This window comes from Nocardia goodfellowii (assembly GCF_017875645.1).
Taxonomy (GTDB): domain Bacteria; phylum Actinomycetota; class Actinomycetes; order Mycobacteriales; family Mycobacteriaceae; genus Nocardia; species Nocardia goodfellowii.
This window is the reverse complement of record NZ_JAGGMR010000001.1, coordinates 2,643,017-2,656,286: the sequence shown is the minus strand read 5'-3', so window position 1 is coordinate 2,656,286 and position 13,270 is coordinate 2,643,017. Positions and strand designations below refer to the sequence as shown.

The 13,270-nt window shown below is 66.7% G+C and carries 11 protein-coding genes; 4 read left to right on the top strand and 7 right to left on the bottom strand.

The genetic code is table 11. The features are described from left to right. Positions 1–73 precede the first annotated feature (73 nt). The 4 genes from BJ987_RS11760 to BJ987_RS11745 all read right to left on the bottom strand — a co-directional run bounded on the left by BJ987_RS11760 (position 74) and on the right by BJ987_RS11745 (position 4,843). Entirely contained in the window at positions 74–1,522 is a 1,449-nt protein-coding gene (locus BJ987_RS11760) for a fatty acid desaturase family protein (protein ID WP_209888133.1), read from the bottom strand. Positions 1,523–1,646: 124 nt separating this feature from the next. Continuing rightward, on the bottom strand, positions 1,647–2,783 hold the full coding sequence (locus tag BJ987_RS11755) for a ferredoxin reductase (RefSeq protein WP_209888130.1): 1,137 nt from the start codon (positions 2,781–2,783) through the stop codon (positions 1,647–1,649). A gap of 109 nt (positions 2,784–2,892) precedes the next feature. Continuing rightward, positions 2,893–3,456, bottom strand: coding sequence for a DUF6912 family protein (locus BJ987_RS11750; protein ID WP_209888127.1), 564 nt, complete (start codon positions 3,454–3,456; stop codon positions 2,893–2,895). After that, positions 3,443–4,843, bottom strand: a complete 1,401-nt coding sequence (locus tag BJ987_RS11745) for a WS/DGAT/MGAT family O-acyltransferase (RefSeq protein WP_209888124.1) — start codon at positions 4,841–4,843, stop codon at positions 3,443–3,445. The genes BJ987_RS11750 and BJ987_RS11745 overlap by 14 nt, the downstream gene beginning before the upstream one ends. 364 nt (positions 4,844–5,207) lie before the next feature. On the opposite strand from BJ987_RS11745, the gene secA reads away from it, so the two are divergent. Next, the gene (gene secA, locus BJ987_RS11740) at positions 5,208–8,045 is read left to right on the top strand and encodes a preprotein translocase subunit SecA (RefSeq protein ID WP_209888121.1); all 2,838 of its coding nucleotides are present in this window, start codon (positions 5,208–5,210) and stop codon (positions 8,043–8,045) included. A 115-nt stretch (positions 8,046–8,160) separates the two neighbouring features. Here the strand turns inward: secA and BJ987_RS11735 are convergent, their stop codons facing one another. Beyond that, on the bottom strand, positions 8,161–9,453 hold the full coding sequence (locus BJ987_RS11735) for an acetyl-CoA C-acyltransferase (RefSeq protein WP_209888118.1): 1,293 nt from the start codon (positions 9,451–9,453) through the stop codon (positions 8,161–8,163). Positions 9,454–9,822: 369 nt separating this feature from the next. Here BJ987_RS11735 and BJ987_RS11730 point away from each other — a divergent pair, with 369 nt between their 5' ends. The 3 genes from BJ987_RS11730 (at position 9,823) to BJ987_RS11720 (ending at position 11,553) form a co-directional block, all read left to right on the top strand. Beyond that, on the top strand, positions 9,823–10,518 hold the full coding sequence (locus BJ987_RS11730) for a helix-turn-helix domain-containing protein (RefSeq protein ID WP_209888115.1): 696 nt from the start codon (positions 9,823–9,825) through the stop codon (positions 10,516–10,518). Between the two features lie 7 nt (positions 10,519–10,525). After that, positions 10,526–10,954, top strand: coding sequence for a hypothetical protein (locus tag BJ987_RS11725; protein WP_209888112.1), 429 nt, complete (start codon positions 10,526–10,528; stop codon positions 10,952–10,954). Between the two features lie 89 nt (positions 10,955–11,043). Then, positions 11,044–11,553, top strand: coding sequence for a hypothetical protein (locus BJ987_RS11720; protein WP_209888108.1), 510 nt, complete (start codon positions 11,044–11,046; stop codon positions 11,551–11,553). A 66-nt stretch (positions 11,554–11,619) separates the two neighbouring features. On the opposite strand, the gene hpf is transcribed toward BJ987_RS11720, so the two are convergent. Then, a complete protein-coding gene (gene hpf / locus BJ987_RS11715; RefSeq protein ID WP_307869575.1) occupies positions 11,620–12,312 on the bottom strand; it encodes a ribosome hibernation-promoting factor, HPF/YfiA family in 693 nt (230 codons plus the stop codon). Between the two features lie 282 nt (positions 12,313–12,594). Then, positions 12,595–13,236 (bottom strand): ComF family protein, encoded by a 642-nt coding sequence (locus BJ987_RS11710; RefSeq protein ID WP_209888105.1) that lies wholly within the window; start codon positions 13,234–13,236, stop codon positions 12,595–12,597. Between the last annotated feature and the right edge of the window lie 34 nt (positions 13,237–13,270).

Genomic DNA, 13,270 nt, shown 5'->3' with positions numbered 1-13,270 from the left:
CGTAGGTTGCGAGATCCGACATGAAAGTGTGGCAAATCCCGCATTGAATTCGTGACCCGACGATGCTAAGCCGTTATCCGAAGCGGCGGGTCAACTTCGTCCAGAACGGCTTGTGCCGCAACGTTTCCTGCTCATGGCGGGCCCGCTCCTGCAGCGCCGCACCGGCGTCGCGCAGCACCTGCTTCTCCTGGCGCGCTTTCTCCTTCAGCGCGCGCTTGGCCTCACGCAGAACTTCCTTCTCGTGCTCGGCCTTCGCCTTCAGTACGACCTTCGCCTCCTGCATGGCCGAGCGCAGGCCGTAGCGCTGCCCGGTCGCCGGATCGACGGGAATGATGTGGGTGTCATGCCACGTTTCCTGCATCTGCGCGGCGGTCGGTAGCGAGGGCAGGGTGACACCCGCGAACTTGCGCTCCGAGGAGGTTTCCGGGGCATCGTCGGCGGTGCGCTTGAGGAACTTGTCCGGCAGCGCGAGCTTGTGGATGGTGCGGAACGCGAGCAGATACTGCTTGCCCAGCGAGCCGGTGGTGTAAGGCAGGTCGTACTTGTCGCACAGCTCGCGCACCTTCACCGACACCTCGGCATACCGGTTGCTCGGCAGGTCCGGGAACAGGTGGTGCTCGATCTGATAGCACAGGTTGCCGCTCATGAACGCCATCGCGGGGCCCGCCTTGAAGTTTGCGCTGCCCAGCATCTGGCGCAGATACCACTCGCCGCTGGTCTCACCGTCGAGCTGCTCGACGGTGAACTTCTCGGCGCCGTCGGGGAAGTGGCCGCAGAAGATCACCGCGTAGGCCCACAGGTTGCGCGCCAGATTGGCGGTGGCGTTGGCCTTCAGCGTGGACTTCCACGCCGGACCGGTGAGCGCCGGATAGAACACGAAATCCTTGGCGACCTGGCGGGCCGCTTTCCGCGCGAACTCCTTGTTCGGCTCGGAGTTCCACTTGCGGGGCGCGCCGGAGAGTTCCTTCTCGGCATCCCAGTCGTGCAGCGCGATGCCCCACTCGAAGGTGGCGGCCAGGATCAGGTTGGCGAAGGGCTGCACCAGATGCACCGGGCGCCAGGCTTCGTCACGCGTCATCCGCAGGATGCCGAACCCGAGATCCTCATCCTTGCCGAGCACGTTGGTATAGGTGTGATGCGAGTAATTGTGCGCACGCCGCCACTGCGACGACGGACCCGTCTGATCCCATTCCCAATTCGTGGAATGGATCTCCGGATCGTTCATCCAGTCCCACTGCCCGTGGCTGATGTTGTGCCCGAGCTCCATGTTCTCGACGATCTTGGCGACCGACAACAGCGCGGTGCCGGTGAGCCAGGCCCACCGGTTGCGACTGCCGAAAAGAATTGCGCGCCCGGCCACTTCCAGACCGCGCTGGGCGGCGATAGTGCGGCGGATGTATTTCGCGTCACGCTCGCCACGCGACAGCTCGACCGAACGCCGGATGGCATCGAGCTCTTGGCCCAGCATCTCGATATCGGCCTCGGTGAGGTGCGCGAAAGCCTTGATGTCGGTGATTGCCACCCGGGTCCCTTCGTCGGCTCGAATTAGCTCGAGCTTACCTGTGTTCACCCACCCCGCAGCTGTGACGCTGCCCCTCTGCCGATAGGTGTTACCCCGGCCGCGCCGTTTCTACCAGCGATGTCGCTCAGATATCGAGCGTGCAATCTCCGGCGGCGGCGGAAATGCAAGTTTGCACTTTGTCGCCTTCACGCTTCTCGTCACCGTTGCGCAAGTCGCGGGCGTGCCCGGAACTCAATGTGAGCACACAGGTTTGGCAGATACCCATCCGGCAGCCGAACGGCATCTGAACCCCGGCCGACTCGCCCGCTTCGAGCAGGCTGGTCGCCCCGTCGACCTCGACCGTGCGGTCCGATTTGGCGAAAGTGACGGTGCCGCCCTCACCCACGGCGGAACGTTCCGCCTCGAAGCGCTCCACGTGCAACCGGTCGGACAGACCCGCCTCACGCCAATACTGCTCGATCTCGTCCAGCATCGCCGCCGGGCCACAGGCCCAGGTCTCGCGCTCGCGCCAATCCGGGAAGCGCTCGTCCAGATCCGTCAGCTTGAACTTGCCGTTCTCGCCGGTGAGATGCAGATGCGTGCTGAAGCTCGGATGCCGGTCGTGCAGCGCGCGCAATTCGTTGCCGAACATCACATCGTCGGCGGTGCGCGCGGAGTGCAGGTGCACCACATCGGTGACCTGCTCGCGCCGGTCCATTCCGCGCAGCATGGACATCACCGGAGTGATGCCGCTGCCCGCGGTGAGGAACAGCACCTTGTCCGGCGGCGGGAACGACATGACGAAACCGCCCTGCGGCGCCTGCAACCGGATGATGGCTCCCGGCTGCACGCCGTTGACCAGGTGGCTGGACAGGAAGCCCTCCGGCATCGCCTTCACCGCGATGGAGATGACGCGCTTGCCGCCGTGGCCCGGTTCGGACCAGTTCGGCGGGCAGGTCAGCGAGTAGGAGCGCCAATGCCAGCGCCCCTCGACCAGAATGCCGATGCCGATGTACTGGCCCGGCTGGTATTTGAAATCGAAACCCCAGCCCGGCTTGATCACCAGGGTCGCCGAATCCGCGGTTTCCTTGCGCACCTCGACAACTCGGCCGCGCAGCTCACGTGCCGACCACAGCGGGTTGGCCAGGTGCAGGTAGTCGTCGGGCAACAGCGGTGTGGTCACGCGGGCGACAGCGCCCCGCAAAACGTTCAGCCGGCCGCCTCGATCGGCGACACTCGCGGCCGGCGCCTCCAGCCACTCGCGCACATTCTTGAAGACCATCGGTGCCGTATATCTCCTGTGTCTGATTTGCAGGTCGCAAGACTCACTCCGTGCGACTGCGTTGGACCCAAGGTTACGGCATCGTAGGTTAGCGCGCCCTACCAGGGCATCACAGCAGGTCCAGCAAGAACGGCAGTTCCTGCGCCGCATACCAGGCCAGCTGGTGATCTTCGGCGTCGCCGAGCACGAACTCGGCGTCGGCATCGCCCAGGTCGGCGGCATCGATGACATCGACGGCCTTCGCCACCTGCGGTTCGGCGTCGGCCAGGTCGACATGCACCGACGCGATCTGGTTGTAAGCGACCGGCCCGGCGAGTTTCACCACCGCGTCGTCCAGATCCGGGCGGTGCTTGGCCCCGACGACATCGGCGGCGATCACCGCGCGGCGGTAGATCGGCCGGCTCGGCGGGTTCGCACCCGCCGCGGGCTCGGCGACATCCTCGGCATCATCGCGTTCACCGGCGAGCAGCCGCAGCGAAGCCCGGGCCGCCTCCAGCATCGCCACCTCGGCCAACTCGTCGTCGTCGCCGGAAGCGTAGGCCTCGCGCAACGCCGGCGTGACCGCGAACGCGGTCGCGCCGAGCGGGAAGATCTCACGGTCGGCGACCAGCCTGCGCAGCAACGGCACCGTGGCCGGAATGTAGACGCGCGTCTTCTCGTCAGACACAGGCACCGAGCATCTCCTCCATGGATTCGTGTACCGCGGCGGCCAGCACGCCGATGTCGGCCATCGCGTCGCGATCGGCGTTGAGTCCGTAGAACACCTGTCCGTCGTAGGACGTGATCCCGATGCTCGAGGCCTGATTGCGCAGCAACGGCGACACCGGATACATCTCCAGCATCCGCGCGCCGCCGATGAACATCGGCGTCTGCGGACCCGGCGCATTGGTGATCACCAAATTGAACGTGTGCTCTGCGAAAGTACTCGCCGCGCGCACACTCATGGCGTGCAGGCTCGCCGGTGCGAATCCGGCCATGTGCACCAGGGTGCGCGCCCGTACCCCGCGCCGGCGCTTGCCGTCGGCCTCGGTCGCGTGCGCGATATGCGACAGCCGCATCACCGGATTGGGTTCGCCCACCGGCAGATCGATGAGGAACGAGGACACCTCGCTCGCCGGTTTCAGCTCGTCGCCGCCTTCTACATACACCGACATCGGGACCACGGCGCGCACCGTCGAGGACTCGGTGAGCGATTCGCCGCGCGAAAGCAGCCAGTTGCGTAGGGCCCCTGTGACCACCGCCAGGATGGCGTCGTTGATCGAGCAGTCGAACCGTTTGCGGATGACGCGGTAATCCTCGAGATCGCTGCGCACCACATCGAAGCGGCGATTGCGGGTGGTCTTGGTGTTGAGCGGGCTGTCCGGAGCACCGGTGGTGGCCGCGCGCACCGCGGAGATCACCGAGTCCACCGCCCGGCCCGCGGCGGCCACCATCGCGAACGCGTCCGCGCTGGCATCGCGGGCGACCTCGAGCACCTCCCGCGGCTGCGCGATCAGATGGGTCAGCGCGCCGAGCAGGAGTTCGGTGTCGCGAGGTTCGCGCGGCGCGACCCAGGCGTCGTCGGCCAGCCCGCGCGGCGCGACACTCGCGTCCAGGATGACGTGCCCGATCTCGAGCGCGCTGTCCCCGTCCACCAGCGCCGAATGAGTTTTGGTGAAGATCGCGGACCGATCCCCCGACAGACCCTCGATCAGATACATCTCCCACAGCGGGCGGGTCTGATCCAGGGGGCGTGACGCCAGCCGCGCCACCAGATCGTGCAGCTGTTCGTCGGTGCCCGGATGCGGCAGCGCCGAACGCCGGACGTGATAGGTGATGTCGAAACCGCTGTCCTCCACCCAGACCGGGCGGCCCAGCGCGAACGGGATCTCACGGACCTTGCGGCGATAGCGCGGCACCAGCGGCAGGCGGCTCTCGACCAGATCCACCAGGCGGTCGTAATCGATGCCCGGCTGGTCATCGGCGTTCCGCACGATCGCGAGCGCGCCGATGTGCATCGGATTGCTGCTCGACTCCAGCCGGAAGAAGGACGCGTCCTGCGGCGTCAACCTCGTGATCACGCTGCCCGCTGCTCCTTGCTCACTGAATTCACCCACCCGATCCCCGGGCCGAACCACTACCGTCCCCGCCCGGAGAAGGGCCTGCGAGCTGCGCTGCCCCGCCGCCCTCGACACGGCGGACGCATCCCATCGTAAGCGACGTGAGTCGTCCTGCTCGGCTACGGTGAGAGAAGAAAGCCGCCGCATACGCGACAGATCCGGGGCGTGCCGTTCGTCGCTGGTCACCGGCGCCTACCATGGGCCCGGCAATTACCATGGAGCGTGCTGCGGACCCGCCATGTGAACTGACGGGCCAGGCCGACCCGCCGCCCACCCCCCAACGGCACCGACATTTGACACACCGACCAGAGGACTGACGAGACTCGTGCCTGCGCTGACACTGACGAGGTTGCTACGGATTGGTGAGGGTCGCACGGTCAAGCGCCTGGCCCATCTCGCCGACGAGGTGATCGCGCTCGAGTCGGAAATCGAGGCGCTCACCGACGCCGAGCTGCGCGCCAAGACCGACGAGTTCAAGGAGCGCTTCGCCGACGGGGAAACCCTCGACGAGATGCTGCTCGAAGCCTTCGCGGTTGCCCGTGAAGCGTCCTGGCGCGTGTTGAACCAGAAGCACTACAAGGTCCAGATCATGGGCGGCGCCGCGCTGCACCTCGGCAATATCGCCGAGATGAAGACCGGTGAGGGCAAGACCCTGACCTGTGTGCTGCCCGCCTACCTCAACGCGCTGTCCGGCGAGGGCGTGCACGTCGTCACGGTCAACGACTATCTCGCCAAGCGCGACGCGGAGTGGATGGGCCGCGTGCACCGCTTCCTCGGCCTCGAGGTCGGCGTCATCCTCGGCGGCATGAACCCGGCTCAGCGCCGCACCGCCTACCACTCCGACATCACCTACGGCACGAACAACGAGTTCGGCTTCGATTACCTGCGCGACAACATGACCCACTCGCTGGACGATCTGGTGCAGCGCGGGCACAACTTCGCCGTGGTCGACGAGGTCGACTCCATCCTGATCGACGAGGCCCGCACCCCGCTCATCATCTCCGGCCCGGCCGACGCCTCCTCGAAGTGGTACGCCGAATTCGCGCGCATCGCACCGCTGTTGAAGAAGGACCTGCACTACGAGGTCGACATCAAGAAGCGCACCATCGGCGTGCACGAAGCCGGTGTGGAGTTCGTCGAGGATCAGCTCGGCATCGACAACCTGTACGAGGCCGCGAACTCGCCGCTGGTCAGCTACCTGAACAACTCCATCAAGGCCAAGGAGCTGTACCAGAAGGACAAGGATTACATCGTCCGCGACGGCGAGGTCATCATCGTCGACGAGTTCACCGGACGCATCCTGGTCGGCCGCCGCTACAACGAGGGCATGCACCAGGCGATCGAGGCCAAGGAAAAGGTCGAGATCCAGCCGGAGAACCAGACGCTGGCCACCATCACGCTGCAGAACTACTTCCGCCTCTACGACAAGCTGTCCGGCATGACCGGTACCGCCGAGACGGAAGCCGCTGAGCTGCACCAGATCTACGGCCTCGGCGTGGTCCCGATCCCGACCAACAGGCCGATGGTCCGCGCGGACCAGTCCGACCTGATCTACAAGACCGAAGAGTCGAAGTTCGCCGCCGTGGTCGACGATGTCACCGAACGGCACGAGAACGGCCAGCCGGTGCTGATCGGTACCACCAGCGTCGAACGCTCGGAGTACCTGTCCAAGCAGTTCACCAAGCGCGGTATCCCGCACAACGTGCTGAACGCGAAGTTCCACGAGAAGGAAGCCGAGATCATCGCCGAGGCCGGTCGGCCCGGCGCGGTCACCGTCGCCACCAATATGGCCGGCCGCGGTACCGACATCGTGCTCGGCGGCAATCCCGACATCATCGCCGACATCCTGCTGCGCAAGCAGGGCCTGGACCCGGTGGAAACCCCGGACGAGTACGAAGCCGCCTGGCATTCGGCGCTCGAGCAGGTCAAGCAGCAGACCGAGGAGGATGCCGAAGCGGTGCGCGAGGCCGGCGGCCTCTACGTGCTCGGCACCGAACGGCACGAATCGCGGCGTATCGACAACCAGCTGCGTGGTCGTTCCGGCCGCCAGGGCGACCCGGGCGAGTCCCGCTTCTACCTCTCGCTCGGTGACGAACTGATGCGGCGCTTCAACGGCGCGGCGCTCGAGGCGATCATGACCCGCCTCAACCTGCCCGACGATGTGCCGATCGAGGCGAAGATGGTCTCCAAGGCCATCAAGAGCGCGCAGACCCAGGTCGAGCAGCAGAACTTCGAGATCCGCAAGAACGTCCTCAAGTACGACGAGGTGATGAACCAGCAGCGCACCATCATCTATGGCGAGCGCAATCGGATCCTGCGCGGCGAGGACATGGAGGGCCAGGTCCAGGAGATGATCACCGACGTGATCACCGCCTACGTCAACGGCGCCACCGCCGAGGGCTACGTCGAGGACTGGGATCTGGAGAAGCTGTGGACGGCGCTCAAGACGCTGTACCCGGTGAGCGTCGACTACAAAGACCTGACCGGTGAGACCGGCGTCGGCGAGGCAGGCGACCTCACCCGCGAGGAGCTGCTGGACGCGCTGCTCGAAGACGCGCACAACGCCTACGAGAAGCGCGAGCAGGAGATCGACGGCCTGGCCGGCGCGGGCTCCATGCGCAATCTCGAACGCCAGGTGCTGCTTTCGGTGCTGGACCGTAAGTGGCGCGAGCACCTCTACGAGATGGACTATCTCAAGGAGGGCATCGGCCTGCGCGCCATGGCGCAGCGTGACCCGCTGGTCGAGTACCAGCGCGAGGGCTTCGACATGTTCGCGGCCATGCTCGAGGGTCTGAAGGAGGAGTCGGTCGGCTTCCTGTTCAACCTGCAGGTGGAGGTGCAGCAGCCGCAGCCCGAGGGCGTCTCCGTCGACCCGGGTCTGCGGTCCCCGCTCGGCGCGAACCCGCCGCGCCCGCTGCCCACCGACCAGATCCCGCCGACCGGCAACGCGGCCCCGGCCGCGTTGCGCGCCAAGGGGATCGACGACCGCACCGAGCGCGGCCTCAGCTACTACGGCCCGGCCGAGGACGGCAACGCCACCGTCCACAGCGACGCCGAGGAGTACGGCAGCGACGCGGACAGCACCACCCGCCGGGAACGCCGGGAGGCGGCCCGCACCCAGAGCAAGGGCAAGCGCGCCCCGAAGGGTCGCCGCAAGCACTAGGCACTGAATGACGAAGGCGCCCATGGGTTTCCATGGGCGCCTTCGTCGTTCCCGGCGGGCGTGCAATTCACCCCGGCGGTAGCTGAGTCCCGGCATTCGCCGGGACGACCGTCGTTCAGACGCGCTCGAGGACCGCCGAGGCACCGATACCACCCGCGGCGCAGATGCCGAGCAGGGCGGTGTTCTTGCCGGTGCGAGCGAGTTCGTTGGCCATGGTGGTGACCATCCGGGCACCGGTGGCGCCGAAGGGGTGGCCGAGGGAGACCGAGCCGCCGTGCACGTTGAGGGTGTCGATGTCGATTTCACCGACGGCGGTGTCGCGGTCGAGGCGGGTTTTGGCCCAGTCGGTGCTGCCGAGAGCGCGCACGACCGAGAGGGTCTGTGCGGCGAAGGCCTCGTGGATGTCCACGAAGTCGATGTCGGACAGGGACATTCCGGCCTTGTCCAGTGCGCGGGGCATCGAGATGGCCGGGCCGATCAGCACCTGGTCGGTGGGGTCGACGCTGACGTAACTCCAGGAACGGAAGGCTGCCAGCGGGTGATAGCCGAGTTCGCGGGCCTTCTCCTCGCTCATCAGCAGGACCGCCGACGCGCCGTCGGTGAGCGGGCTGGCGTTGCCCGCGGTGACGGTGCCGTCCTTGGCGAAGACCGGCTTCAGTGTGGCCAGTTTGGCTTCGCTGGTGTCCGCGCGGACCAAACCGTCGCGTTCGATGTCGACGCCCTCCGCGGTGCTTACGCGCAACACCTCGTCGGCGAAGCGACCGGAATCGATGGCGGCCGCGGCCCGCTGATGCGAGCGGGCGGCGAATTCGTCTTGTTCGGCGCGGGTGACGCCGTGGATGCGGGCCATCTTCTCGGCCGACTCCCCCATCACCTCGCCGGTGGTGCGCTCGGCGATCTTGGGCCGGGTCGGCAGGATGTCGGTGAACGGGGCGAGCTGCGCGGCGGCGGACAGGTAATCCTTGACCTTCGGCTTGCCCAAAGCCAGTGGCGCGCCGGCGTGTACTAGTTTCTGCGGGAGTTTGACCTCGGCATTGCTGGTGGAATCGCTGCCACCGGCGATCATGATGTCGTATTCACCGCGTTCGATGGCGGCGGCCGCTGAGGTCACCGCTTGCAGGCCGGAGGCACAGGCGCGGGTGACGGTGTAGCCCTCGCACCCCGCGTCGAGTCGCAGGTCCAGCGCGATCTCGCGCGCGATATTGGGTGCGGCGCTGGGCAGGATGACCCCGCCCCAGACGATGGCCTGTACCTGCGCGCCCGGCAGCCCGGTGCGCTCCAGCAAGCCGCGTACCGCGGCGTCGGCGAGAGCGATGGAGTCCATGCGCGTGAAATCGGTGAAGGCGCGCAGGAACGGGGTGCGCGCCCCGGAGACGATCACCGCACGGCGAGCAGCTTTGGTAGCCATGGGAATTCCCTTCGAGAGACCTGATCCCCGTCAAACTTACTCTTAAGTAAGTTTCAGGTCTACGGGCAGCCCGAAGCAGGCCTCCCCACACCCCACCGGGCGGGGAGGCCTTCCGCGCGGACAGCAAGCCGAAAGGGCTCAGCGATCCCCTCCAAAAGCCGCTGAGCCCTGGGCCTGCCCGCGCGCCGTTGCGCAAGCAGACCTGGGCGCCGATCCCCGGCAACGCCCCTGCTCGCCCCGGGAATCGCACTCCTGGAGAACCAGTCAGGCCGACGTCGCTCCCTCGGCGCGTCAGAACAGTAGCAAGTTTTCTATGAACTTTTCAAACGCTTTCCATAAACTTGTCTTGAAATGCCCAGAGGCTCTACGATGAAGACCACTATGCAGAGCACTGCGGAGCTGTCGCGGCAGAAGCGCTTCGGCCGGATCATCAAGGAACGCCGAGACGAGCTCGGCCTGACCCAGATGCAGATCGGCGATCTGGGTGGCCCGTCCGCACCCACCATCCGCAAGATCGAGGACGGCGCGGCCGCGATCAGCACGCACACCCTCAACAAACTGGATGGGCCGCTGCGCTGGCTGCCGGGCAGCGCCGCCCGCACCTATGCCGGCGGCACCCCGACCGCGCGGGAATCCGCCCCCGACGCGGGCGACGAATCGATCGTGTCGGGCCCCGATTCGATTCGCTTCGACATCGCCGACCTGACCGGGTTACTGGCCTCGGCGGGCCGGCTCAACGACTCGGTCGAGCACACCGGCGTCACCGAACCCGCCGTACTCGCCGCCGTCGCCGAACTCAACGGTGTCGTCTCGCGGCTGTCGGCCCGCTACGCGACCGCCATGCTGGAACGCAACGGCGGGCCGGGCCGGGATCTGCATCCACTGGTCGCCATGGCCTTCTCGCATCTACTGGAGATTCCCGCCGAGGCCAGCGACCCGGACGAGGTCGGTGAACGCGAGTACCGGCGCTGGCTGGCGGGCCGGCTCGCGGATGTGGATTCCGCCACCGAAGCACGTTTCCATGCCCGGTGGGTAGCGGCCAACGCCCGTGGGATGGAAAGGTAGTCCAGCGATGACCGAGGACGCCGCGCGACTACCGCTGAGCCGCAAGATCAATCGCCTGTTCGCCACGATGCACCCGCGTTCGGCGCCGGAACGCAGCACGCACTCGATCGCCGAACAGATCAGCAAAGCGCTGCTGCGCACGATTCCGGCCGAGCATCTGGAGCGGATGCGCGAGGGCATGTTCGACGAATACGAACCAGCCGCCGTCGGATCCGACGTGCTGACCGCGCTCGCGCACTGTTTCGGCGTCAAACCCGACTACCTCACCACCTCCGGCCCGATCGCCGCGGCGATCGACCGGGAACTCGAACTGCTCGCGACCATGCGCGACGCGAATATCGCCAGCATCGCGCTGCGCGGTTCCGATGTCGAGCCGGCCCGGCTGACGGCCGTCATCCAGAGCACCGAAGCGGTGTCTGGGTCGAAAACTCGGTAGCATCTGTTTCTGCACGGGGCGGGATCGCAGAACTGCTGTAGGTGAACGCGTCGCTAGCGTCTGCCTGCAGATCGCTCGAAAGGGTCAGCATGGCGGGTTTGGACGACCGGTTCTCGGAGGTCTCCCGGGATGTACCGATACCGCACCCCTGGAATCTGCACCTCTATCTCGACGCCGTGGCGGAGTACCGCGGCCGGGAGATCACGCTGCATCCGGTGGACACCGCGGTGCTGGCCGGCAGTGGGTGCGGCACGGGCAGCGGGCTGTGGATCGCCAAGCGGGACAGTGATGTCATCGTCTACGGCGCGGACACCACTCAGTGGCATGCCGAGCACATCATCGCCCACGAGCTCGGGCACATGCTGCTCGGCCACGGCCCGGACAGCGCCGAGTCCGAGACGCCGCATTCCGTCGCGGCGATCACCGAACTGCTGCCGTCGATCTCGGCGGAGTCCATTACCCATGTGCTGGGTCGCACCGATTACGGGACGGCACGCGAACGCGATGCCGAATCATTCGCGGATCTGGTGATGCTGGCCGCGATGCGGCCGCCACGGCGGGAATCACTGTTGCATCGCACATTTTTCCGCGGTCGCTGATCGCGAGCACCGCACCCAGGTCCGAAACACCCGGCCGGATCGAGTCCGGCCGGGTGACGGGGACTTCTATGCGAGCCGGATGAGGCCGTAGTCGAAAGCGTGCCGACGATAGACAACCGACGGTCGGTCGGTCTCCCGATCCTGGAACAGGAAGAAATCGTGGCCGACGAGCTCCATCTGGTAGAGGGCATCGTCGACGGTCATCGGGGTCGCGCTGTGCACCTTGGTGCGTACCACGTGGCCCGGCCCGGAGGGCTGGTAATCCGCCCCGTCCGGCGCCGCGTCGGGGCGCTGTTCGACCGGATGGTCGTGTGCCGTATGGCCGTTCGAGCGCGCGAACAGCGACTCGTCGATCAAATCGGCGGTGGCCTCCGCGACCGACACCGGGGTCTTCTCGCCGTAGTGCACCTTGCGCCGATCCTTGGTGCGGCGCAGCCGGCTTTCCAGCTTGTCGGTCACCGACTCGAGCGCGGCGTAGAAACTGTCGGCGCAGGCCTCGGCCCGGACAATGGGGCCCTTGCCCCGCGCGGTGATCTCGACGCGCTGGCAGGCCTTGCGCTGCCGCCGGTTTCGTTCATGGAACAGCTCGACGTCGAAGATGAAGATCGAGGGATCGAAACGTTCGAGTCGGGAGAGCTTGTCCGCGACATAAATTCGGAAATGATCTGGTACTTCGACGTTGCGGCCCTTGACCACGACGTCCGCGCGGGGAGCCCGTGATCGCTCCGCAGCGGATTGTTGTTCCGTGGTGTCTTCCACAGCGGCGCCGTTCTGCACCGAAGGATCTGCATCTCGCACTGAAGGTCGTGAAGAAGTCGTCACGCGTACCTCCCGGATCTGGCCGCACCTGTTGACTCACGTGCGGCGGGTTTGAGCCGTGCCGAGCATGTCCGATTCCGTGGTTCGCGGGGGGATCGCGGCGGGAATCGCGCGGCACGAGGAATCTCCGAGGCGCCACCTCCAAACTCCCGGTTGGGTGTGTGTCCGCGACGCTAGTACGACATTTGCGAGTGCGCCACTATTCACGCAAATTTTCCGGAGTCAAGCAGTACATGTCACCAAAACCGCCCGGGTGACCACACCCGCGGCGGCCAGCGCGCGCACCGACTCCCGGGCCGTCGCACCGGTGGTCAACACGTCGTCGACCAGTACTACCTCGGCTTTTTCTGGAATAGCGGCCACGGCGGCCGACCCGCCGGGCACCGTGATCCGGCCACGCAGATTGCGTTCCCGCTCATTCGGTGTCAACCCCACCGAATCCCGGACACCTCGCCACACCCGCAGCACCGGCGCCACCTGGCAATCGGGCAGCCACCGAGCGGCCGCCCGCGTCATCCGGAGCACGGGGTCGCCACCACGTTGCCGGGCGGCTGCCGAGCGGCTCGGCGCGGGCACCAGCACCATGGGAACCCTCCCGTCGCGGAACTCGGCCAGGCGGCGAGCCAAGGCATGCCCGAGCGGCTCCGAGAGGTCGCGCCTGCCGCGTTCTTTGGCCGCCAGCACCGCGCACCGGGCCGCTCCGGCGTAGGGGCTCAGCGCCCAGCACGGGACCCCGGGATCGATACGCGGGCGGACTCGCACCGGCGAGCCCAGCGCGCCGTCGCAGTCGGCACACCAACCCGTCCCCGGACGGTCACAACCGGCGCAGGCGGACGGCAGAATCAGGTCCAGCAGTGTCCCCATCGCCCGAGTCTGCGCCCGGGTACCGACAGAATCC